This is a genomic window from Moorena sp. SIO3B2 (assembly GCF_010692525.1).
Classification (GTDB): domain Bacteria; phylum Cyanobacteriota; class Cyanobacteriia; order Cyanobacteriales; family Coleofasciculaceae; genus Moorena; species Moorena producens.
This window is the reverse complement of record NZ_JAAHHE010000002.1, coordinates 67695-91719: the sequence shown is the minus strand read 5'-3', so window position 1 is coordinate 91719 and position 24025 is coordinate 67695. Positions and strand designations below refer to the sequence as shown.

The following is a 24025-nucleotide window of genomic DNA, read 5'->3' as shown; positions in this document are numbered from 1 at the left end:
TACTGCTTGATATTGTGACAATGCAATAGTTTTTCAGCACTCCCACACCTCCCACACTACCCAAACCTCCCAAACCTTCCAAACCTCCCACAAGCCCTGAAATAGCGATAATGCAATAGTTTTACTATATCCTTGCCTTTTCCGAAAAAGTGTGTTAAAGTAATAATATCGTTAAAGCAATGGTTTACGACCCATGATGATTTCCACCGCACAAGCCGCTGAATTACTTGGTGTTTCCGCCACTCGCGTCCGTTACCTTCTGGGCAAAGGCAGAGTTAAAGGGGCTTATAAGGTGGGTAGAACTTGGGTAATTCCTTTGTTTGATGGCATGCCGGTGGTCACTCCTGGCACTCGCGGACCAAAACGGAACTGGTCAAAGCGCACAGAGTACACTAAGGCTGTGATCCACGTTAATCAGAAAGTCATTCGCCAAAATCTCAAGACCGGGGAGCGTAATCCTGTAATTACGGTGAAGCGAGGCACTAAAAATGTTTACGCTCATACGGTGGAGGTCAATGGCCCGTGTCGGGTGATGTATCGTCCAGATGATCCCCTCAAGTGTGGAGCACGGGTGTGGATTGAGACGATTTCTGATTTTGAAGTGATTTCAGCTTGATGGGATGTGAATGCGTTCGCGTAGCGTGACCTACGGTCAATCGCGTAGGGTGGCAGTAGGCCAATCCCATTCACATCAAATTAATCACAAGGTGTCTTTTTGCGATCGCATTCACATCGATCAATCACAAAGTGTTCTTTTGCGATCGCATAAGCGCGGAAGCTTCGCTTGATCGCGTAGGGTGGCAGTAGGCCAATCCCGTAGCGTGACCTACTGCCAATCCCATCAAACCAGTCAATGTGGCGTAAGTCCCCTTTTGCCTTTTGCCTTTTGCCTTTTGCCTTTTGCCTCTTGCCTTTTGCCTTTTGTCTTTTTCTTCAACCAAAGAATTAACTTACCATAAACATTGAGTAGTGTAAAACACTGTTTTATACGAGTTTACCGCCATTTCATGAATTTTTGGAGATATTTCTTGGTTTCTTAGTAAAATATCCTGATTCAATTTAGAGCTAGCGAAGAGTATAGTAGTCAACCATTACTTTTCTCTTTGCCATGAAAGGAAAAATTTTAAATTACCTTGTTATTATTGGAGTAAGCATTATTCTCCTGCTCGGTATAGTTACAACAGCTGTTGGTCAGGATAATTACAAACCGAATTTTAATGATAAGGTTTGTTTACAATGCTTTTCACCATATGTCCCCCTACATGACATACAACCATCAAATGATGAAGATCCTACTCCGGTTATAGGTTACCTTCAATCATCTATTGAAGTAACTAAGATAAACGATTCCTTCACTAGTGGTGATATCATTTTTGAAAAAATAACACTAGATAATAATAATTATGAATTTGCGATTAATAAAGATTACTTAGAAGACTGCATAAATAAAACCCAAAATCAACCCAATCAACAAAAAAAGATACAGATTTGTAAAATTATTAAACCAAAATCAAGTAATATAAAAATTTAAGTGTTTATAGACCAATATCACTGATAAAATTTATTATTCAGGATTACACCGCCTTTTAAACTCCTGATCATTATAGTACGTATTAGTAGCTTTTTTGTTACCTTTATGAAATCCTTCAATTATATCATTACAATACACAGATTCTTTCTCTAAATAAGCCACACGCAGCAAAACAGAAATCACCACAATAGCGATAACTATAACAAGTTTTGAGAGGATTTTTATAGGTAAGCTAAGTATTATCAAACTATCTGCTTTTGAACTTTCTTTTATCCCCTCTGGGGTAACTAAAGGAGTATCTGAAACAGGGCTATAATCCCTTGGTGCTTTAGCAATCTGAATTTTAGAACCTTCCTGATCAGTATAGATTTTAGGAGTCATGACAGGAAGGGTTAACCCTGATCAAAAATGCGCCTGAGTTAACTCAGACGCACTATGCTAATCAAATCATGATTTTATGCTCCGGCAAGCTTTGCTTTACCAAAGCCTTGCAGAAAAACCCTAGACAAACACCTCAGAGAGATTATCAATGAGAGTAGTAGCTTGAGTGAAACGCACCACAGCCAAGAGGTCTCCCCCGCTCGAGATTTCGGCACCATTAGCACCATCAACGATGCTCAGCTGATCACTATCGCCAGCATCAAAGGTAGTCAGACCAAGCTGGAAGTTATTGATGGTATCAAAGCCATTGCCGCTTTCGAGGACAATTAGATCCTCACCACCCCCTAGCCACAGGGTGTCGTTACCACTGCCACTATTAATGAAATCATTGCCAGAGCCAGAATAGATGATGTCATCACCAGCATCACCAAAGATTTCATTATTACCCTCACTGGCGAAAATGGTATCGTTACCGCTACCACCACGAATCACATCCAGCTGTGAACCACCGTAGATCAGGTCATTACCATCACCCCCAAGAAGGGTATTAATTCCCTCACTACCAAAGATTGTGTCATTGCCAGCCAAACCCTCAATCTGATCGTTTTCGACAGTGCCGAACAGGGTATCATCGTTTGATGTTCCTGAAATCAGAGTGTCGTCAATATCTAAGTTGATGTTGAGATCAATCAAGCCTGTGGTGGAGGAAAAGCCATCAACAGCAATTTGGTAGGTTGTACCAGCGCTAACGGTAAATTGAACTGCGCTTTGGAAAGTCATGCTATCATCATCATTACTGGCAATCTCTGTTAAGCTGTTAACTGCTGAACCGGTGTAGACTGCTAGGGTAGTGTCGTAGTTACTCCCAAAAGTATCAATGGTCACGATACCATCAGCGGCAGCTGTCCAAGACCACCAACCAGAATTTAACGGGCTGCTAACTTCTGCATGATCCGGCTCACCTGGCTCCCCAGTGAAACCCAGACTATTGCCTGTGGTACTAACTGATGTACCGTTTAACGATATCCGGTCGGCAAAGTTATCATTAGAAACCATTGATGTTCCCTCATCTAAGTTGATGTTGAGATCAATCAAGCCTGTGTTGGAAAAAAAGCCATCAACAGCAATTTGGTAGGTTGTACCAGCGCTAACGGTAAATCGAACTGCGCTTTGCAAAGTCATGCCATTATCATCATTACTGGCAATTTCAGTTAAGCTGTTAACTGCTGAACCGGTATAGACTGCTAGGCTAGTGTCGTAGTTACTCCCAAAAGTATCAATGGTCACGATACCATCAGCGGCAGCTGTCCAAGACCACCAAGCAGAATTTAACGGGCTGCTAATGCCTGCATGATCCGGCTCACCTAGCTCCCCAGTGAAACTCACGTTAGTGCCTGTGGTATTAACTGATGTACCGTTTAACAATACCCGGTCGGCAAAGTTATCATTAGAAACCATTGATGTTTGCTCCGTAATTAATGAATTGTCAGTTGTTATGTAATGCACACCTGGGTAGTATCTGAGGTTGTATCTGAAAACTACAGTAGTTTTCAGCCTCTAATAGTTAAGTTAATCAAGTTAAATTTGACCTTTTTGTGAAAAAAGGTAAGCATTCAGCTCAGGCAAGGGCTGATATATAGTCAGCGTAGATGCGCCTAAGGCGTTAGCTGATAGCTGAATGTTTCAATTTATAGATTCAGAATAAGCGAAAAAATTGCTATTGATTATAAAATCAGCATAATTATACGTATCGATTAGTTAAAGATGTTGTGAAATAAATTTACTTCACTTAGATAATTTATAAAAAGCTTTAATTGGATGATCATTCATGTCCTTTAAAGCATTTACAGCGTTTTGCCATTCGGTCAGGTACAAATTATTGAGGTGCGACCCGTGGCGAATTAAATTCGCCAACGGAAAGCGCACCTAAGGTTTTAGGGAGCAGGGAGCAGGTAAGAGTTCAGAGGGGAAAAGGAAAAAATCCTGTGTACCTGAGGTGAGACCCGTGGCGAATTTAATTATTAATTCTTCGAGCACATCTGAGAGTTATTAAAAATGCTGTATCTATCCCTTTTGCCTCTTGCCTCTTGCCTTTTGCCTTGTCTTCACCCACGGTTTATGAGACTTATCCAATAGGTCTAATATATAATTACAGCGCGATGAAAGAAGCTATCTAAGTAATTTTTTTTTCTTTGTTGGAGTTTTATTTAAACAATTTACGTCAGCTGTCAGCCGTCAGCTTAACATAAATCTCTTTAGGGATAATTTAATGTTGAGAGATTAATGAAAATGTAAGCTAATGCGCTACTTGAGGTGCTACTTGATGTGCCATAAGCTGTCACTCCTCAGCCGACTTAACTCAGATTAAACTAATGCTTACCTCTTTTATTAAAAACCTATTCGCGTAGCGTGGGCGTAGCGCATTAGCTGATAGCACCTCAAGTAGCGTGGGCGTAGCGCATTAGCTGACGAATTTCCGGTTTTTCATGAATGGGCAAGTAAATAGGTGATGCTTGCCAAGCTGGCACCAGCCATGAGGATATTTTTTAAATAGTTTAAATAGCGTTTTGAGTTACTGCTGCTGAGTAATAGTAAGAAATAGATATCTAGGTATACACGAGAATAATCTAAATAATAACCTAAGATAGTCATGCTAGTCATGGAAAATAGCACAGCATAAATAATTGCACTGATTAGGATAACCTTGTTTTCCCGCAGGGACTGACTGGCTAGCAGTATAGTGACTACAAAAGCTGCTATTAATAAGGCAAATGAATAAGCTTCAAACAGGTTTTTTCCTCCTAGTCCTCCTGTGAGACTATTAATCAGCTTTTGACCTATGCCAAATAGGGGGTAGCCAAAATTTTCACTACCTTCTAGATTTTCTTGAGCCTCTAGACGATAGAAAACATAGATAGCCCACCCAGCTACTGGTATCCAAGCCCATAATAGATGTTGCAGCTGCCGACCTTTGCGCTCCCATATACTGGTTAATAAAATTGCCAACCACATTAATAGCATTGTCTCCCTTGTCAGACAAGCAGCTGTGATGGCTATTGCTGTGTAAATCGGTTTTTCATTGCGATAAAAATAGATAGCTGTTACCAGCAGCAAGCTACTAATTAAATCAGCTGTTGAAAGGGATAAAACCATCCAAACTCCTGGTATAGAAAGAACCAGGAGTGAGTGCCAAGTTCTAGCACTATATCGTTTGAAATATAAACTACTGACAAATACTATGAGAATAATAGCTAGACAGTTAATCCCAACCATTGCGTAGGGAATTAGCTGGGGATTCCCAAAACCTAATAGATAACCTAGCAGTGGATACAGAATTCTTCTGTAGCGATATTGCGGAGGAGTAATGGCTTCTATTGTCCCTGAGTTTTCTAACCATGGATCGAGGGCAATAGTCAGAAACTGTTGACCATCATATCCCTGCTCTCCCTGATAAATCAATACTTGATCACTATTGAGATAAGGAGAAATAGGAAATAATGACCCAATTCTGAAAAAGCCAGTAATATTCCCTTCAAATTTGACAAAATAAAAGAAACTTACTATAACTAATACTAAAATAGCAGCCAATATTGTGTGCCTAATCTCAACCGGCTGGCGATTCCATAATTGTTTCATGACTTAACCCGCTCTTCCCTCTCCTCCTGTAAGCATATGCTTACAATTCGCAAAAAGTAAAAATGCGCCTGGTTAATTCCAGACGCGGGTAATCTTTGCAGGTGACGATAATAAATGAAATAAAATGAAATTAACCGAGTGCTTCAGCACCACCCACAACTTCCAGAATTTCCTGGGTAATTGCGGCTTGCCGTGCCTTGTTGTAGGTTAGGGTTAGTTTACCAGTCAGTTCCGATGCATTATCACTGGCATTACTCATTGCTGTCATCCGACAAGCCAGTTCACTAGCTGCTGACTCTTGTAATGCCCGTAGTAACTGGTTGTTTAGATATAAAGGCAACAGGGCATCGAGGATTTGCACGGGGTCTTGTTCAAAAATCATGTCACGGGGGAAAGTCTCGGTAGTTCCCCTTGTGACTACCTCCCGCTCCACCTTGAACTCACCACCTTTAGTTGTCAGTCTGAAGATTTCATCATCCTGTGATTCTAGTCCCTTAGCTGTTAGGGGTAGCAGGGTTTGAACCGCAGGTCGAGAACTAATCAATGAGACGAATTTGGTGTATATCAACTCCACCCGGTCTACGGTTTCAGACAGAAACAGGGAGAGGAGTTGGTCAGCAATCATAGATGCTTCTGATGCTGTGGGAATCTGTTCTAAACCGGTGTACTTGGCATCAATTGGCTGATTGCGGCGCTCGAAGTACTGAATAGCTTTGCGTCCAACTAGCACGTATTTGTAGCCAACCCCTTTCTCCTGTAGTTCCTTTGCACGGTTTTCGGCACGCTTGATAACGTTAGTATTGTAACCGCCACATAGTCCTCGATCCCCTGAAACGACGAGCAAGCCTACATTCTTGATTTCCCGTTCTTTTAGTAGGGGCAGATTGGCATCTTCAAACTGCATCCGGTTTTGCAAACCGTAGAGAACTTGTGTTAAGCGGTCAGCAAAAGGACGGGTGGCAGTCACCTGTTGTTGAGCACGACGTACCTTAGCCGCAGCCACAAGGCGCATCGCTTCGGTGATTTTCCGGGTATTTTTGACTGACTTAATGCGATCGCGAATGTCTTTTAGATTAGGCATAATCTGTTCAAGGATGACGGTTGTCTCGGCTTGAAGGTTGTCTGGTTGAAGGTTGAAGGTTGTCTGGTTGAAGGTTGAAGGTTGTCTGGTTGAAGGTTGAAGGTTGTCTGGTTGAAGGTTGAAGGTTGTCTGGTTGAAGGTTGAAGGTTGTCTGGTTGTTGGCCTTTGGGGTTCGGTGTAGGGTAGGTTGACTGTTTTTTAGAGAACCTGCAACCTACTAACCTGCAACTGAAATTAACCTGCAACCTGCAACCTACTAACCTGCAACCTACTAACCTGCAACCTACTAACCGGTAACCTGCAACGGAAATTAACCTGCAACCGAAACTAATCTTTAACCTGTTAAGCAGAGACTAGGAAGGTCTGTTTGTATTCTGCGATCGCTTCCTTTAGAATGCTTTCGGCTTGATCAGTGAGCTTCTTCTCGTTTTTGATGATCTCAACGTACTCTGGCTTGCTGGTTTTCAAGTACTCCCGCAGTGCCTGAGTAAAAGTTGTCACCTTATCAGTAGGCACATCATCGAGATAGCCATTGAGTCCAGCGTAAACGATTGCCACTTGCTCAAACACAGCTAGGGGTGAATTCTGAGGTTGCTTCAACACTTCCCGTAAACGTTGACCCCGAGCCAACTGAGCTTGGGTTGCGGCATCCAAGTCGGAGGCAAACTGAGCAAAAGCTTGCAAGTCGTCAAACTGGGCTAGTTCTAGCTTCAACTTACCAGCCACTTTCTTCATGGCCTTGGTTTGGGCAGCAGAACCTACCCGTGACACTGAGATACCAGGGTTAATCGCTGGTCTGACACCAGAGTTGAATAGGTCAGAGGAGAGGAAGATTTGACCATCGGTAATAGAAATTACATTAGTCGGGATGTAAGCTGATACGTCACCAGCCTGAGTTTCAATAATAGGCAGTGCGGTCATACTACCACCACCCAGTTCATCATTCAGTTTAGCTGCCCGTTCCAACAACCGGGAGTGGACGTAGAACACATCTCCTGGATAAGCTTCCCGTCCTGGTGGACGGCGCAGCAGTAGGGACATCTGGCGATAGGCTTGAGCTTGCTTAGACAAGTCATCATAAATCACTAGGGTTGCCTTACCGTTGTACATAAAGTACTCGGCAATCGAGGCACCGGTGTAGGGAGCCAAGAACTGTAGAGTAGCTGGGTCATTGGCATTCGCTGCCACGATCACAGTGTAGTCTAATGCTCCTTTTTCCTGGAGGGTATTCACCACTTGGGCTACCGTAGATGCCTTCTGACCAATAGCAACATAGACACAAATTACATCTTCTTGTTTCTGGTTGATGATCGTATCTACAGCAATAGCAGTTTTCCCGGTTTGTCGGTCACCAATAATCAACTCTCGCTGACCCCGTCCAATGGGAATCATAGCGTCAATAGCGGTGATTCCAGTTTGCATGGGTTCACAAACTGAACGCCGCGCAATAATCCCTGGGGCAATGGATTCCACCAGACGGGATTCAGTGCTTTGAATATCCCCCTTACCATCAATGGGACGACCCAAGCCATCAACTACCCGACCAATCAGTGCCTCTCCGACGGGTACCTGAGCAATCTTACCAGTAGCAGTAACCGAGCTACCTTCCTGGATCTGTAAACCATCCCCCATCAGCACTGCACCCACATTGTCCTGTTCTAAGTTCAGGGCAATGCCAACGGTGCCATCTTCAAACTCCAGCAGTTCCCCAGCCATGCACTTTTCCAAGCCATAAATCCGGGCAATACCATCACCAACTTGCAAAACCGTTCCAACGTTGGAAACCGCAAAACCTTGGTTATACCCTTGAATTTGCTGCCGAATAATGCTGCTAATTTCGTCTGGTCTAATGCTAATCATGATGTGTTTTTATCGTTAACTAACTAATTGTTTACTGTTAACTATTAACTGTTGACTTTTGACTGTTGACTATTAACTGTTCAAGGTTATTTCCCAAGGGGTTAACTTTTAACTTACTAACCTACCCTAAAAGGGAAGCCTCAGGCTAACAACCACCAACGTGACGTACTTCAACTGGTCAGAGCCATACCGATGCGACGTAGTTGTCCTTTGAGACTGGCATCAAATATCTGAGACCCGACTTTAATGATCACACCACCGATTACATCCGGGTCAATTTTTGTCTGCAGTTCCACCTGGTTGGCTCCCGTGAGGGACTTAACTTTCTCACGAACTGATTCTTGCTGAGCTTCACTGAGTTCTATTGCTGAACTGACCTCAGCCAAAACAGTTTGATCTAACTCCCTGAGAAGTTCTTGGTACTTCAGGCAAATGCCTTCCAAAAACACAATGCGCCCACGGTCTACTAGAATTCTTAAAAAATTCATGGTGTAGGGGTGAAGTTGGTCCCCAGCAATTTGTTGCAACACCCCGATTTTATCCTCAGCTTTGACCACAGGAGAGCCTAAAAACTCCTGCAATTGTGGCGATTCTTTCAAAAGATTCAGCAGAGTATCTACATCCTCACTCAGTTTGCCTTTGAGTTCGTTATCGGACTTAGCCAAATCGAGGAAAGCTTCTGCATAAGGTTCGAGTACTTGGCCACTCAAAAAACCACCTTTCATGAGCCACCTCCCAACAGAGCGATGTTGCGGTCAATTAATTGTTGTTGAGCAGAGTCATCTAATGTCTCTCTTAGTTGGGAATCCACCTTAGCCATTGCCATAGTAGCAACTCGCTGACGTAGTTCGGCCATGGCTCGTTCCCTTTCCGAGTTCAAATCCTGAACTGCTGATTCTTTCATCCGTTCTATCTCTTGAGCCGAAGCGGCCAAAATTGCCTCTTTAGCTGCTTTAGCATTAACTTCTGCTGCAGCACGAATGTTTTCTGCCTCGACTTGGGCTTGAGCTAACTTCTGCTGTTGATCTGCTAAGGCTTCGGCTCCTTGTCTTTGACGAGCTTCTACTTCTTTAATAGTCTGTTCAATTTTTGAGCGTCGCTCACTCAAAACGTTTCCCACTAATTGGCGACCGAAGTAGTACAGTACCCCCAACAAAATACTCAGGTTGATTAGGTTGGTTTCAAGAATATTAAAGTTTAATCCGAAACCACCTTCTCCATGAGCTTCTGTTGCCAATAATACTAAATTCCCCATCATATCCGTTTACAATTGTTTTGAACGCATAATCTTGCTAAGCTATGACCTGTCCACCTACTCTCAAGATAATTATCTCAAGACAATTATCTCAAGACAATTATCTCAAGATAATTAATAGTTTGACATAGTTTGACAGTACTCCCACATCGCCAATCTCTTAGGAGTTGTAGTAAATATATGGGTCAGGCGGTCAAGGCCCAACCATTTATCTTACTAACGCTGGCCCTAACAATTTTTCTAGGATTTGGCTAGATAGATCATCGACTTGTTGTTCGAGGGAAGCCATTGCTTGCTGTTTTTGTTGATCAATTTCTTCTTGAGCTTTTGCTCGTTCAGCCTGAGCTTCTTGTTGGGCTTCAGCGATCGCTTGAGCTGCCATTTTTCTGGCATCTTCTTGGGCAGCAGCGATCACAGCTTGAGACTGCTTCCGGGCTTGACCCAACTGTTCTTCATACTCTTTAGCCATTTTTTCGGCTTTAGACAAGCGTTCTTTGGCATCAGATTCCTGATTCCGGATGTATTCGTCACGCTCATCGAGGGTTTTTGTCAGTGGCTTATAGAATATGGCATTTAATACAACTGTCAAAACCAGAAACTGCAATGCCATCAGAGGCAGAGTAGCATCAAAATCAAACATTTTTCACAGATTCCCAATCGGAATAAAACCGAACAATTGACCGTATCAGACCTACCATGTAGAGACGTTGCCTGCAACGTCTCTACATAAAGTATCAGGTTCTAAGAAAATGGGTTAGCAAACAGCAGTACCAGAGAAATTACCAGACCATAGATAGTCAGGGATTCCATGAATGCCAAGGTTAACAGCAGAGTACCGCGAATTTTTCCTTCAGCTTCCGGCTGACGAGCAATACCTTCTACAGCTTGACCAGCAGCGTTTCCTTGACCGATACCAGGGCCGATAGCAGCTAAACCGACAGCAAGAGCAGCAGCGACAACTGAAGCAGCAGCAACGATTGGATCCATGATGATTTTTCTTATCCGTGATTAAAGAACAAAATACAGAGCTACTAGTCAGAAGGATTCTCCGAAGGAGTCATCAATTCCAACTATTCCTAATTTAAGGCTACCGTGCCATTCCCATCATAAGGTTATCCCTTAATGTTCTTCGCCTTCGACTTCTATTGCCTCGTGAATGTAGGCAGCTGCCAAGGTAGCGAAGACCAGGGCTTGAATTGCACTGGTAAATAGACCTAGCGCCATAATTGGCAAGGGAATAAACAGAGGCACTAGCAGCACCAACACGGCTACTACCAGTTCATCTGCCAAAATATTGCCAAATAAACGGAAGCTTAGGGAGAGGGGCTTGGTGAAGTCTTCTAAAATCTTGATCGGCAAGAGGATTGGTATTGGCTGAATATAGCCAGCGAAGTAACCTAAACCCTTCTTGCTCAAACCAGCGTAAAAATACGCCAAGGATGTTAGTAAGGCTAAAGCAACGGTGGTATTGATGTCATTGGTAGGAGCCGCCAGCTCACCGGATGGTAGCTCGATAATACTCCAAGGAATTAGGGCTCCTGACCAGTTTGACACGAAGATAAACAAAAACAGTGTACCGATAAAAGGTACCCAAGGGCGATATTCTTTTTCCCCCAGCTGGTTTTTCGCTAAATCCCTCAAAAATTCTAGGGCGTACTCCATCACATTTTGGATACCGCCAGGAACCATTTGGACATTTCGAGTTGCCGCAAGGGAAGCTACTACCAGAATAGCAATCACTACCCAGGAGGTGAGAAAAACCTGACCGTGTAATGTTAAATTGCCAATCCGCCAATAAAAGTGTTCACCAACTTCTAAGGAAGCAAGGGGTAAAGAATTCAGAACGTTTAAAGCATTTATCATTTCCATTCTGGAGATTTACCCAGATTTCTGTCAAGGGTGAAACGTCTGTTTATCCTACCAATAAATCCGACTTAAATAAATCTTACTTAGAGGTAGGATTTACTAGGCTTTGCAGCACATAGACGATAATTGCGGCTTTGTACGTCAGAAACCCTAAAAATATAGGAAGTATTTGTAATTTTTGCCATTGACTGGCTACTACAATTATCCCAATAAAAACCGCAAACCGAGCCATGCTCGGACGTCTATTTTGTTGGCTTAGCCGCTCTACGTCTTTAGCCAACATTCTCAAGTAAACCATACCAGTACACGCCCCGATCAAATAATTTAAGGCAATGTTGAGGGAGTAAACCAGCCACACACAGATGAAAATAATCCCTGTCGCGACTAGGGTGACCAACAACAGAGTTTGTTTGAGTTGGTAATACTCCTGCATTGACGAACTCGTTGAAGGGGATAAGTAACTTGTTTGCGTGTTTTCCTCCATGGTCAATGGTTTCTCAAGAGGGTCATCTGACAAGTTCACCGGTAGCAGCAAATGCTAGTCCAGTGATCTGGCTTGTTTTCACAAACCAGACGTAATCATATCATGGGAAAGGTCACAATACTTAACAAATCTGGTATAAAAATAACTAATCCCTCCGAAGTGCGGTATAAATAAGGGTTTCGGCTGACAGGGTGATGGATAAATGGGGCAACGGATAAGTGCATGTAACGGATAGGTAGTGACTACACAAACTAAGGTTGCAGACTGAGGCTCACCACACCAATGATTTTCTTTAAGTCCTTGAGGTGCAGACGAAAGTTTCTATAGCTCCACCCTTGAGGGGGTGGCCGCGTCGTGATAGACCCTGATAACTGCCTGATTGACTGACTTGAGTGCAAAAACCCTGGATTTTATGTAGGCAGGGGTGGAGCGATAGCTAAACCCAACAAAACCATTGCCAAGGTTGGGTTTCACTATGTTCGACCCAACAGACAAAGCAATAAAAGTTACTCAACAGGGAAAGTCTATATCTTGTATTGCTATCCCGATGCGTTCGCGTAGCGTGGCCGTAGGCCAATCGCGTAGCGGCTTGTACCGAGCATCGCGTTATATATCATTTGGCATCCTTCTTAGGAAGAATCTCGCAACTCGCGAGAGGAGTAACTTAGTTGACGATTTGCGGTACAAAACGATACGATCAGTATGTCGTCAACAGTAGCTCGGTGAATAAGTACCTCCTGCCTCATAGTTGCTGCTGAGTGAGTCGGGGTCAATGTCAGAACGTGAGCTTGATGGGAAACGGCAGGGATAATCAAAGCCATTAAAACTCCATGACTGACAGCGCCGATCTGCTCGCTTAGTATCAAACCAAAATGAAGAATGACCCAGACTTATGCAACGAGGCTTCAAGACCCAGTTAAAACTTAATAATAGACAAAAAACCTTGATGGCTCAACACGCTGGGTATTCTAGGTGGCTTTGGAATTGGGCTTTAAATATGTGGAACGAATCCTATAAAGCCGGGCTAAAGCCTTCTGCTAACAAGCTGAAAAAGTTCTACACCAATCATGTTAAACCTCAATATCCTTGGCAGTCTACCTTAAGTTCTAGGGTTTATCAATTCGTATTCATGCACTTATCAGAAGCGTTTAACCGATTCTTTCAAGGGAGAGCTCAACACCCTAAGTTCAAGAAGAAAGGTAGAAATGATAGCTTCACCCTAGATAATTGTGGGAAGGTCATGGAGTTTTCAGGAACTCGGTTGAAACTCCCTTTTATTGGGTGGGTTAGCACTTATGAACCTTTACCTGAAATCCAGACGAAGCGGGTCACAATCAGTCGAGTAGCCGATTCTTGGTATATTTCTTTGGCCTACGAGTTGGAACCTGAACCCACTGTTAAATCTAGAGAATATCTAGGTGTTGATGTCGGGGTTAAAGTTCTAGCCACCTGTTCAGATGGGACGGTATTTCCTAATCCTAGAGCTTACAAACAAGCTCAGAAAAAGCTGGCTAGACTTCAACGAGAACTATCTAGAAGAACTATGGGTTCTGCCAATAGAAATAAGACCAAGCTGAAATTAGCTAAAGTCCATCAAAGTGTTGCTAACATCCGGAAAGATGCAATTCAAAAATTAACCTCTTGGCTTTGCAAAAACCACGCAGTCATTGGGTTAGAAGATCTAAATGTTTCCGGTCTGCTAAAAAACCAGAACTTAGCAGGTGCGATAGCCGATTCCGCTCTTTATGAAATTCGTCGTCAAGTCTCATACAAGTCTGAGTGGTACGGTTGCTCATTGGTATTTGTAGATAGATTCTACCCATCCACTAAAACTTGTTCTAGTTGTGGTCATGTTCAGGAAATGCCACTTAAAGAACGAGTTTTTGATTGTGAGGTTTGCGGTGAAGTCAAAGACCGTGACTATAACGCCAGCCTCAACGCGCGAACGTTTTGCCGAAGGCTATTCGGTCTAAGCCTGTGGAATAGGAAGTGCCGACACCCTATGAAAAACCAGGTAACTGGAAAGAAGCAGGAAGGGAACTTTAATACGGTTTGTACCGCATTATATCAGTTTCTCGTAGCAGGCAACAAAGGTACCACCCAACAAAAATATTGGTTAAATATTACTGAATTGAACTCAATAAATACGGACATGGTCAGAGGATATCTGAAAAGTTTTTTGATACTGAATTTTGCCCCCCTAGCCCCCCAATTCTGGGGGGAACAAGAATCAATTTGCTGGTAGAAGTCCCCCAAAATTGGGGGATTTAGGGGGCTTGGATGTAGCAAATGAGACTTTTCAGACAACCTCTCAGCAAAGCACTAGTATAGATGCCAATTTGTCGCTTCATGGCACTCAGAAATACTAGACTCATTACCAACACCATTGGCAACTTAGCTTTGATACCAATGAAATCAGGATTTGATAATGTAATTAACCCATCTAAGGAAGGAGCATTAACATGTCCGTCTGGATTTCTAGTGGCTGAAAATAGAATCGATTTAAAGAATCCTTCTGCATTCCATAAGATAAATGGTAGTGACGTTATCCCAGGGATAACAAGTATTAACAACAAAGCGATGAAGGTATCCTTTACAGGATTATCCTCTGATGATTGCCAAGCCCAAATCAGATAAAGTGGTACTAAAAATATAGCAATTTGTTTAATCCCTAAAGACAAGCTAAACATCAAGAAAGCTTTGGACTTGTGTTTCGGCAGTAACATCAGGGAAAGAATCATAAAAAATATGGCTAGGAAATCCAAGTTAGCGTCGATACTAACATAAAGCGTCCATCGGTTCAGTAACCATAATAAAGCAGCAAACCAGCCAAAAATAAATAATTTATGGTTATACAAATGATAGAAAATTAGACCAGCAATCCCGATATTAACCATTAAAAATATCGGTCGCCATAGGGAAATCCAGTCTGAGTAGTCTTGGAATCCCAATAATTGAGTTAATGCTGAAAGCCAATAAAAAATGGGTAAATACGTAGCATACTTCTGATTTTATCTCATATTTCCCGATAAGACTCTAGCGTAGGGATTTTGCCCCGATAAAATTCGCTTCCCTTCTACCCAGCTATAGTAAATATCATGTCCTTCAGTGTTATAGTTCCAAACTTGTAAAAGTTTGACATTAATGACAACACCGACAACAGCGATTAAAATTAGACAGATAATTACTAAAGTCTTTCTTTGAATCATCATCATTTTAGTTCTTGGGTAAGCATTCAGCTATCAGCCGTCAGCTGTCAGCTTATTTTATTCAAAAGCACCATTAGTAGCGTACGCTATGGGCATAAACTGTTCGGTGTAGCGTGGCCACAGACCTTTAGCTGTTCGGTGTAGCGTGCGCCTAGGGCATTAGCTGATAGCTGATAGCTGATAGCTGATAGCTGAATGCTTACCTTCTTGGTTAATAAAAAATTGTTAATTACTAATTAACAATTAACGAATAACCTTAAATGATAAGTATTCAATCGAACTTGAGCTCACGGTTTATTTTTTCAGGACGCCCCATCCCAGCTGTGATGGCATAACTTTGAGCCAACAACTGTAACCAAAGCCGTGGATAACGCTTTTCAAGCCAGGGCTGTAACCGTCGAACTAGACTGGGAAACCAACCTTTGAGCAACCCGCTGACAAAGGCATTGCTAGTAAAACTTAAGTAACTGCCTACCCAAAGCAAGAAATCCTTTGCACCAGCCATTTCCAAAATCCAGGGGATGAGGGCAGGGTTTCGGCGAGCTGCTTTGAGTGCCAGTCGATTAAAGGTTAACCAACTGAAACGGTCTTTAATAAACGTATCTGGTACCTCCGGTGGTTCATCTGCCAACAAACCAAAGAAGGTATTGAGCATGGAGTTAATCCGCTGGGGTGGTAGATGACGACCTGTTGGTACCATCATCCCCTGGGAAAAGAGCCAGGTCACAGCAATATTACTTTGATAGGCACGAATTTGATTTAAATCCTTAGCACTCAAAAGATTGTGCCGCAAGGCAGTTTCCAAGAGATCGGTTAAGCGATAGAGGTTACGCACTAAGGAACCGAAGCCAGTGAACACCAAGGGGGACTGAAGGGAGGCAGCATCACCAATGGCAACCAGTCGGTCGAAGGCCACAATGCGATCGCGACTTCCCACCGTAAAATGTCCGGGAATATACCCAAAGGTTGGCTTCTTCCACACCAATTTTTCCATATCACATCGGCGGTATTCCGGTAAGATAGTAAAGAAATCTTCATACATTTCTAATAAAGAGCCGGGATTCTCAGGATGTATCTGATGGTAATGGAACAAATAAATTGTCAATTCCTGACCTGCACCAGGGAACAACTCCCAAATCAGTTGACGTCCCCGGGAAATATCCCCATGACTATTGAGAACATCACCATAATCGGGATCCCACACCTGAGGCTCTAATCCCTCAATCACAGCCCCCACCGTGGGACAGACACTATTAAACGCCCTACCCCCATTGAGTTGCCAAGCAATTGGTGAAGCCGTTCCCATGGCATCTACTAACAGACGACCACTCGCTTGTCGGTGAGATTTAGTCGGTAAGTGTTGCAAATCCACCACAACTTCCTCTGGGGTGATAGTTGCTTGGATAAACTCTGTCTCATCCCAGATTTCTCCCCCAGCACTGGTGAGCTTTGTTCCACACAGTTGCAAAAACTTAGCAGAATCAATGGCGATATTGAGCACCGTTGGCGTGTGCAAGATGGCTGCTTTCAAGTGGGGTGGGTTGTTGCTATCAAAGAACTTATTAAATCCATCAAGGTATTCCCTAGCAATGATCCCTTCAAACTCAGTTGGGGTAAATAAACCCAAATCAATCAGGCTTTGAAACTCATCCCGTGAAATATTCCATTCCCGGTTCATCCGCCCAAAGGTTAACCGCTCAATCAGCAATACCCGATAACCCCGCTGCGCCATTGTTGCAGCATGGATCACTCCCAAAGCACCACCGATGTAGATTACGTCGTACTTAGGGGTTGAAGGTTGCAGGTTAGATGGTTGAAGGTTAGTCGGTTGAAGGTTAGATGGTTGTTCGCGTAGCGTGGCCTTCAACCCCTTAAACACTACCTGCTTGGGCTGCTCGGGGTTACGAACCCCCTCACGCCAGCGCTTTTCCCACCAATAAACTCGATTCAGGTCATATTCTCCTCTAGGCATTTTCCGGAAAAAGTGCACAGTCTGAGGATAATAGGGTGCTAATGCTTCAAAGATGGATTGCTCAGATAACTCTACATCCGGTGGTTCTGGATAGTGGTAGGGGAATTGCTCCCGAAGACTCTGGGTCAGCTGTCTTAGAATTAGCGTTTCGCCGCTCAGGGGCTTTTCGGACCAACGAAAAGCTTTGAGGTAGGTGGTTCGCTGCACAGACCACACAAAAATCGAGATTTCTGGAATCAAAGATAGGGCAACTGTAGTCTTGTGATTAGAATTCTCATCAGGAGTAGTCTCCCATTGCAGACGAATACCATCTGGCGTGATTATCTTATCCCCGAGCTTAGGCTGCCATTCCTGTTGCAACCATTGGCACACAGTCTTGGTGTCTGGTGTAGGGATTTCTACGTACAGAATCTCTTTCATAGGGGTTATGTGATCACAAATTTCATTAAGAGGAGAGACGGAGGTAATCAGTGATGAAAATACGCTAAGCTTCCAAGTATCGACTTGTTTAATATTCGTAAAAATACTTTACATTGATTTCAGTTTAGTTATAGTCAAGGGTGCCCTTGTTTGTTAGGTATGAATTATCCCATTCCAGCTAGTCCACAAGAAATAGTCGCCCTACGTCAACAACCAGTTGATGAAGAACTGGTGGTAATGGCGATTGCTGGTGTCATTCAAATTGCCCGTCAAGAAGGACAGTCTCTTGACGATTTAACTGCCGAAGTCTTAGCAGAAGACGATTGGCTTGATCACTCACAAAGAGTATTACTCAATGACCTGGTTGTCCAAGCCTGGGAGAGTCTGCCTGAATTAGAATGGCAGGCGTCTTAAGCGACGCCCAAGCTGCTTAGGTTAATTGCTACGACTCAAGCCATAACGCATCTACCTTTTTCATCATTGATTGATTGATTGATTGATTGGTATTAGACCTGCCAGACTTAGTAGTTTTCTGATCTTGTTTGCGTCAATTGTTGTTTATGCAAGCTTTTTGCCTGACAACTGCGGCGAAGTCTATTGATTGGCAAATTTCCCCCAGTTATAACATTACTCCTGAGTCAAACTAGATCTTTAACACAACCGATCAATTCCTATTCCCCTTGCCTAGTAGCTTGATCACGCTCTCTTAGCTGCAAGAGAATTTGGGCATGAAATTCCTTGGTGATGGGATAGAAGTAAGCAAGTACTACACCACCAATCAAGAATAGAGTTGGCAGTGGTCCCATAGCGATACGGATGGCTAGCAGTGCGGAATCGGGTTGGGTGGGGACTGGTTGCCCAGCAGTAGATGAGATGAATCCTGACCACTCTAGGACAATACCGACTAAAAACAACCCTAGGGCTAAACCAAGTTTTTGCAGCAAAACCATGAAGCCATAAAATATCCCTTCCCGACGCTGACCTGTGGTCAATTCATCAAGTTCAATCACATCCGGCACCATGGACCAGGGGATGAGATAAGCCACAGAAACCCCAAAACCAGCCATAACAGCTAAACAGTACATTAAGGCCACTTGACCAGGTTGTAGCAAAAATATACCAACTTGAGCGATAACCCAGAGACTAGTGCCCATAAAGTAAGCGGTTTTTTTGCCCAATCGCTCACTTACCATCTTCCAGAAAAACAGCATCAATAAGGCAGTACCTTGAATCGCAAGGGCGACTAAGGAAAAGCTAGACTCGGGCAATCCCATCCAATTGACTATGAAGTAAAGCAAGATAGAACCGATTAACTGGACAGCTAACCAGGAACACAGGTAGATGCCAATCACATAGAGAAAAGGCTGGTTACTGAATACAATCCGCAGTTGCTCAAAAAAGGATAAGGAGGCTGAAGTGTCAGCTTCAGAGCGCTCTGTGAAAGCAAAGCTATCTTTCAGGTGGGGTTCTGGGGTAGAAAATATCAGAGTTATACCAAAGACGGTAATTAGTAAACCAAGAAGACTCAGAAAGATACCAGTGATATCAGGGTTGCTAGTGGCACCCAATAATTTGGCAGTCACTGGGATAATCCGGGCAATGCCATAGAAAAATGATAGGGGTCCAATTAGGGTCAGCAGAGTTCCTAGAGTCTTTTTCTGCTGAGTTCCCAATATAGGCTGTGCACCTCGTTCTTGGATGCGCAGCACACACCACAATATCGGCACCACCGCCAGCAAGGTGCAGACTAACCCTAGCACTAGATATTGCTTCCCACTATCACCGGCATAGGCACTAAAAATTAATCCCCCTAGAACTAAGGTTAGGATGCTGCCACCGATGGAAAAGGTAAAGCGAAAGCTGTTGAGGCTAGTGCGTTCGTTGTAGTCTTGGGTGAGTTCTGGGGTGAGGGCGGTGTAGGGTAGGTTAACTGCAGTGTAGGCAATGTTGAACAGAATAGCAATCAGAAGGTAGTAGCTAAACAGTAACCAGTTATTAATGGTATTGTTATTGCTGAAGTGGGGGACAATCCACTGTAAGAAAAACAGAAAACCAAAGGGAATTGCCCCAAACAGCATCCAGGGAATGCGACGCCCCCAACTAGAACGAGTGCGATCGCTCATAATCCCAACCATGGGATCATTGATGGCATCGGAAACTTTGCCAATCATCAGAATACTCCCTGCCAAACCGGCTGGTAAACCAGCCACATTGGTTAAAAATGGCAGGAGGTAAAAGACTAAGAGATTGGCGGTCATGGCTGGACCCATATCTCCAGCACCATAAGCTAGTTTGGTGGTAAAGTTAAGCTTTTCGAGTCCACCGGAGACTTGGGGACGATTACTGGCATCAGAACTAGAAACATCAGTCATAACCGATCAGATAATTGAGCTAGGCAATGTGGTGATAGGAATTTTTTTAGCAAAACGAATCACTCATAAGCCATTTCTAACATTAGACTTCTTGTAGAAGTAGGGAAATTCCGAACTTGGGAAATTCGGAACAACCGCTGGTAATGGTCGAATAGTTTTCGACTTTTGCTAATGGTCGATTCCCTCACCAATACCTAACCAATATCAATTGCGCGAACTATGTCAGAACTTTACGTCTCCTGGTCAGAGTACTATGAAAAAATCGAACGGCTAGCTGTCAAAGTCTATCAAGCCGATTGGGATTTCAACCAGATTGTCTGTATTGCTAAGGGAGGATTACGGGTTGGTGATATCCTCTGCCGCATTTACAATCAGCCCTTAGGGATTATGTCTGCTGCTTCCTATACCGGACCAGACAATCGGATCCGAAGACCGATTACGTTTTCGAGCCACCTGGCGATGACGACGGCAAAATTAGGTACTCGGATCCTGTTGGTGGATGATTTAGTGGATTCTGGTATTAGTCTACGAGAGGGGATTAAATGGCTTTATAGTCATTATGGTACAGAAATTGAGGAGATTCGTACTGCTGTGATCTGGTATAAAGGCTGTTCTGGGATTGCTCCTGATTACTATGTGGATTATTTGCCAGATAATCCTTGGATTCATCAGCCTTTTGAACCGTATGAGTCCATGAGTCCAGCTGATTTGGCTCAAACCTATTTAATTAGAGAAGTGTGATCCTATCAGCACAGAGGGAGCAGAGGAACCAGAGGGGGCACAGAAATAATAGTTGAAAGTAACCTAGGACTGAACAGAAGTGATATAATATCGAGACTCGACTACCTTGCTCTACTCAAGCTAGCAGAATTGGAGATTTTCCCAGTAAATGCGATCGCTTTCTGGGGGGAAAGACTGGATAGTTTGGAAATTATGATCCTAGAGGCAAGAGAGTACGATTTCGCTTTTCGCAGCACCCCAAGGGGCAATCCCATGGGGAATTGTGATTGACTTAGCTATGACTCATAGCCCTCAAAATGCAATTTTAGGGCTATACAAAGGCAGACGCTTAATTTGGCTGGCCTGAGGCTAGGCTAGCCATAAAAATTTATGGCTTCTGACTCAATCGTGCCGAATTGGCATCATACTATTGGTTAGGCTATCACTGGATAGAGAGGTGACAAGCCATAATCTGATCTACGTAAATACTAGAACAAAATACCTAGAACAAATGGAAATGTCAACAGTAGAACAAACAGAACAAACGGAAATGTCAACAAACCCTGAACCCGAAAATAAGAAAGAAAATAAGAAAGGGTTACGAGGGACCCCAGCCCAAGCTACAACTCGCCTCCTGTTACACTTGTGGAATCTAGGAGGATCAAAGCAAGAAGTCAAAAGAAAAGACTTAAGTGATACAGTGAAACTGAATAATGAGAGGTCTGGTGATTATACTGACATCTTTAAAACATTGGAAACAGATGGGACGATCAAGAAAACAAAAAAAGCCCGAATCGAGTATGTGTTTTTGACAGAGCAAGGCTTGCACGTGCTAGACGCTGGCATCAAAAGCGCTGATTTTGAGTTTGACGGTAGTCTGGTCAGAGCCAAGGATGTCAAGGCTGTTCTAAATTGGATTCGAGAAAGAAGCTCAGTGGCTAAGGTCGTTGACCCAGGCGCTGATGCTGAGAAAACTGGGGAAAATGCGATCGCTTCTTATGAAACCTTTGAGTCGGTGGTCTTGGAGGTTTACGACAAGCTAAATCAGGACTATAACCTTGATGATCTCGTACCGATTTATCGGATTAGACGGGAAATTGGGGATAGTGTCAGTCGTTCCCAGTTTAATGAGTGGTTGTTGGAAATGCAGGCTAAGGATATTTTGCAACTCCAAGGCGGTAGCTTACCGGATAGCGATCCATCCCAAATCGAAGATTCCATCACCACAGAACTGAGTGGATTACGCTGCTATGCTAAGCGGCTATAATCCTAGGCTGGCCTGGTTATTGTAATAAATCTCTGTTGACTGTTTGTAGCGTTTCCTCACACTAACATGACTAACAGTTTATCATGACTAATAGTTCATCTCCCCTTGAACAACTCCAGAATGCCATCAAAAAACAAAACCCTTTTAACAGAGAGTTGGTTGTCAAGAAGCAAAATGTATGGAAAAAAGAATTCCCTCACGTTCCTTCTATAAATGCTCATGCCTCCGACGCGGTTTTTAAGGCAATTGAAGAAGTTCGTGGCGGGGAGCGTCACGTTATTGGCATTACCATCAAGGCTGAACCAGGGTTAGGCAAAACTCATTTGCTCAGTAGGGTTCGCCATCAACTTCAATCTGATGGCGGTGCTTGGTTTGTCTATATGACTGATTACAATGACCTTAACCGGATCAAGCCGGAATTTTTTAAGACCCTGGCATTAAGTCTCAAGGAGGTTGGTAGCCAGGGGGTGAGTCAGTGGCAAGATTTAGGGACTGCTTTAGCCAATGAGGCGATGAAAAGAAGTTACACATCTCAGCAGTTAGTCAATGTATTTCCCAATGCCTTGGCTAAAAATCCCAAGCTAATTGATCAACTGACTGATAAAGTTCTTGAAATCAAGACAGACATCGACAATCCGGATCTGATCAGAGCGATTTTATGGACATTATCAAAGCAGCATGCCCCTTATGCTATTAAATGGCTGTCTGGCCAAAGTTTAGCCCAGAAAAAAGCTGACGAGATGGAGTTACCCAACAATTCGGAAGATGACAAAGACGCTTTCGATATAACTTGTCAGATTTTAGACCTAATTAGTGATTACAATCCCTTGGTGGTGTGTTTTGATCAATTAGATAGTACAGAATGTGATGATGGAGGGTTTACCAGAGCACAAGTTATTGCCAGCTTAGCAACAGATTTATACAATAGCATTAAACGGGGTGTGCTGCTGACCGCTATGTATCCTGACACTTGGACACATCAAATCAGAGCATTAGATTTAAATGAGGCAGTTGTTGACAGAATAGGCGAGCGAGAAGTTGAGTTAAATCCTCTAAATTCTGAGCAGATAATTGATCTAGTGTCCCTACGGTTAAAAGCGTTTTATAATCAGAATAAACTAACTCCTCCTCAGCGGGTTTATCCCTTTACCGAAGAAAAACTGAAAGAATTTGGGAAACAACGACCAACAGCAAGAGATGTTCTTAAATGGTGTCAAACTAACTGGGGATTACCTAATGGTCAGCAAGTTTCATCCCATAGACCTGCTATAAATCCGGTTAGTTCTGCTTATAATAACGAGATCAAAAATATTGACAATGAAGAGTATATGGAGGATGACCCTCAGCTCACTAACGCTATCAAGTTTGGCCTCAACCAACTCATAGGACAGATAGTGTCAGGAGTCACAATCGAAAAAATTGAAGCTCCAGTTAAACCTAAAAATAAATACTTAGGGCTCAAGATAGTTGGTAAAGAAGACGGGAATACGGTCAAAATCGGACTAGCGGTGATCCAAGCCTCTGTTGGAAATACTGTAACGGCTGGGTTATCTCATCTTGGGAATTATAAAAAATATGATCTGACCCGTGGTTGTTTAGTCCGCTCTAAACCCATAAGTCAAAGTGCTAAGAAGGCTCAAGAGTGTTTGAATAACCTGAAGGCTCAAGAAGGAAAATGGGTAGTGTTGAAAACAGAGGAGGTTAAACCCTTAATTGCGATTCGCTCTGTTTATGAGAGTCGTGAAGACTATGAGTTGAGTGAAGAGCAGATTAAGGATTTTATCTCTAACACAAAGCTAGCCATAGATAACCGATTACTGCGAAAAATTTTGAGTGCTCCATCGGGACAAATTCCTGAAGAGGCAGTGGATGAAGAGTCGGAAAGTTAAAGGATGAGTAAGTCAATGAATCTATAGCATTTTCCTTTGATTTGTGAACATACTCCCTTAAGGAAAGGCAAGAGGCAAGAGG

General features: G+C 43.2%; 24 protein-coding genes. 7 read left to right on the top strand and 17 right to left on the bottom strand.

Annotated features, from left to right (window positions below):
- Nucleotides 1–193: 193 nt before the first annotated feature.
- The gene (locus F6K38_RS00670) at nt 194–616 is read left to right on the top strand and encodes a helix-turn-helix domain-containing protein (RefSeq protein ID WP_044492020.1); all 423 of its coding nucleotides are present in this window, start codon (nt 194–196) and stop codon (nt 614–616) included.
- Nucleotides 617–740: 124 nt separating this feature from the next.
- Here the strand turns inward: F6K38_RS00670 and F6K38_RS00665 are convergent, their stop codons facing one another.
- Nucleotides 741–941 carry a hypothetical protein gene (locus F6K38_RS00665; RefSeq protein WP_287249303.1) on the bottom strand — a complete coding sequence of 67 codons (201 nt, stop codon included), beginning with the start codon at nt 939–941 and terminating at the stop codon, nt 741–743.
- A gap of 167 nt (nt 942–1108) precedes the next feature.
- On the opposite strand from F6K38_RS00665, the gene F6K38_RS00660 reads away from it, so the two are divergent.
- Entirely contained in the window at nt 1109–1531 is a 423-nt protein-coding gene (locus F6K38_RS00660; protein ID WP_008178498.1) for a hypothetical protein, read from the top strand.
- Between the two features lie 33 nt (nt 1532–1564).
- On the opposite strand, the gene F6K38_RS00655 is transcribed toward F6K38_RS00660, so the two are convergent.
- The 12 genes from F6K38_RS00655 to F6K38_RS00600 all read right to left on the bottom strand — a co-directional run bounded on the left by F6K38_RS00655 (nt 1565) and on the right by F6K38_RS00600 (nt 12094).
- Complete coding sequence (locus F6K38_RS00655) at nt 1565–1912, bottom strand: hypothetical protein (protein WP_287355894.1); 348 nt, start codon at nt 1910–1912, stop codon at nt 1565–1567.
- Between the two features lie 120 nt (nt 1913–2032).
- Complete coding sequence (locus F6K38_RS00650; RefSeq protein ID WP_287294037.1) at nt 2033–3370, bottom strand: calcium-binding protein; 1338 nt, start codon at nt 3368–3370, stop codon at nt 2033–2035.
- A gap of 1026 nt (nt 3371–4396) precedes the next feature.
- Nucleotides 4397–5548 carry an AZOBR_p60025 family cell surface glycopolymer formation protein gene (locus F6K38_RS00645; protein WP_287355893.1) on the bottom strand — a complete coding sequence of 384 codons (1152 nt, stop codon included), beginning with the start codon at nt 5546–5548 and terminating at the stop codon, nt 4397–4399.
- 130 nt (nt 5549–5678) lie between these two features.
- Entirely contained in the window at nt 5679–6629 is a 951-nt protein-coding gene (locus F6K38_RS00640; protein ID WP_008181110.1) for a F0F1 ATP synthase subunit gamma, read from the bottom strand.
- Nucleotides 6617–6874, bottom strand: coding sequence for a hypothetical protein (locus F6K38_RS00635; protein ID WP_131826958.1), 258 nt, complete (start codon nt 6872–6874; stop codon nt 6617–6619). The genes F6K38_RS00640 and F6K38_RS00635 overlap by 13 nt, the downstream gene beginning before the upstream one ends.
- A 97-nt stretch (nt 6875–6971) precedes the next feature.
- Nucleotides 6972–8489, bottom strand: coding sequence for a F0F1 ATP synthase subunit alpha (gene atpA / locus F6K38_RS00630; RefSeq protein ID WP_008181107.1), 1518 nt, complete (start codon nt 8487–8489; stop codon nt 6972–6974).
- A 170-nt stretch (nt 8490–8659) separates the two neighbouring features.
- Nucleotides 8660–9214 (bottom strand): ATP synthase F1 subunit delta, encoded by a 555-nt coding sequence (gene atpH / locus F6K38_RS00625; RefSeq protein WP_008181106.1) that lies wholly within the window; start codon nt 9212–9214, stop codon nt 8660–8662.
- Nucleotides 9211–9744 (bottom strand): F0F1 ATP synthase subunit B, encoded by a 534-nt coding sequence (locus F6K38_RS00620; RefSeq protein WP_008181104.1) that lies wholly within the window; start codon nt 9742–9744, stop codon nt 9211–9213. Before F6K38_RS00620 ends, atpH begins: the two co-directional genes overlap by 4 nt.
- Before the next feature lie 208 nt (nt 9745–9952).
- Entirely contained in the window at nt 9953–10384 is a 432-nt protein-coding gene (locus F6K38_RS00615; RefSeq protein ID WP_008181102.1) for a F0F1 ATP synthase subunit B', read from the bottom strand.
- 101 nt (nt 10385–10485) lie between these two features.
- On the bottom strand, nt 10486–10731 hold the full coding sequence (gene atpE / locus F6K38_RS00610) for an ATP synthase F0 subunit C (RefSeq protein ID WP_008181101.1): 246 nt from the start codon (nt 10729–10731) through the stop codon (nt 10486–10488).
- A 132-nt stretch (nt 10732–10863) separates the two neighbouring features.
- Nucleotides 10864–11613, bottom strand: coding sequence for a F0F1 ATP synthase subunit A (gene atpB / locus F6K38_RS00605; protein WP_008181099.1), 750 nt, complete (start codon nt 11611–11613; stop codon nt 10864–10866).
- 76 nt (nt 11614–11689) lie between these two features.
- The gene (locus F6K38_RS00600) at nt 11690–12094 is read right to left on the bottom strand and encodes an ATP synthase subunit I (RefSeq protein ID WP_229414363.1); all 405 of its coding nucleotides are present in this window, start codon (nt 12092–12094) and stop codon (nt 11690–11692) included.
- 892 nt (nt 12095–12986) lie between these two features.
- Here F6K38_RS00600 and F6K38_RS00595 point away from each other — a divergent pair.
- Nucleotides 12987–14339 carry an RNA-guided endonuclease InsQ/TnpB family protein gene (locus F6K38_RS00595; RefSeq protein WP_287355892.1) on the top strand — a complete coding sequence of 451 codons (1353 nt, stop codon included), beginning with the start codon at nt 12987–12989 and terminating at the stop codon, nt 14337–14339.
- A gap of 22 nt (nt 14340–14361) precedes the next feature.
- Here the strand turns inward: F6K38_RS00595 and F6K38_RS00590 are convergent, their stop codons facing one another.
- The 3 genes from F6K38_RS00590 to F6K38_RS00580 form a co-directional block, all read right to left on the bottom strand.
- Complete coding sequence (locus tag F6K38_RS00590) at nt 14362–15045, bottom strand: hypothetical protein (RefSeq protein ID WP_048815185.1); 684 nt, start codon at nt 15043–15045, stop codon at nt 14362–14364.
- Nucleotides 15046–15105: 60 nt separating this feature from the next.
- A complete protein-coding gene (locus tag F6K38_RS00585; RefSeq protein WP_008181088.1) occupies nt 15106–15309 on the bottom strand; it encodes a hypothetical protein in 204 nt (67 codons plus the stop codon).
- Between the two features lie 265 nt (nt 15310–15574).
- Nucleotides 15575–17695, bottom strand: coding sequence for an NAD(P)/FAD-dependent oxidoreductase (locus F6K38_RS00580; protein WP_008181086.1), 2121 nt, complete (start codon nt 17693–17695; stop codon nt 15575–15577).
- Between the two features lie 159 nt (nt 17696–17854).
- On the opposite strand from F6K38_RS00580, the gene F6K38_RS00575 reads away from it, so the two are divergent.
- Nucleotides 17855–18109, top strand: coding sequence for a hypothetical protein (locus F6K38_RS00575; RefSeq protein WP_008181083.1), 255 nt, complete (start codon nt 17855–17857; stop codon nt 18107–18109).
- 257 nt (nt 18110–18366) lie between these two features.
- On the opposite strand, the gene F6K38_RS00570 is transcribed toward F6K38_RS00575, so the two are convergent.
- Nucleotides 18367–20067, bottom strand: coding sequence for an MFS transporter (locus tag F6K38_RS00570; protein WP_044492460.1), 1701 nt, complete (start codon nt 20065–20067; stop codon nt 18367–18369).
- 219 nt (nt 20068–20286) lie between these two features.
- On the opposite strand from F6K38_RS00570, the gene F6K38_RS00565 reads away from it, so the two are divergent.
- The 3 genes from F6K38_RS00565 to F6K38_RS00555 all read left to right on the top strand — a co-directional run bounded on the left by F6K38_RS00565 (nt 20287) and on the right by F6K38_RS00555 (nt 23943).
- Complete coding sequence (locus F6K38_RS00565) at nt 20287–20808, top strand: phosphoribosyltransferase (protein WP_008181079.1); 522 nt, start codon at nt 20287–20289, stop codon at nt 20806–20808.
- 490 nt (nt 20809–21298) lie between these two features.
- Complete coding sequence (locus tag F6K38_RS00560; protein WP_008181078.1) at nt 21299–22054, top strand: hypothetical protein; 756 nt, start codon at nt 21299–21301, stop codon at nt 22052–22054.
- An 83-nt stretch (nt 22055–22137) separates the two neighbouring features.
- Nucleotides 22138–23943 carry a hypothetical protein gene (locus tag F6K38_RS00555; RefSeq protein ID WP_008181077.1) on the top strand — a complete coding sequence of 602 codons (1806 nt, stop codon included), beginning with the start codon at nt 22138–22140 and terminating at the stop codon, nt 23941–23943.
- The last annotated feature ends 82 nt before the right edge of the window (nt 23944–24025 follow it).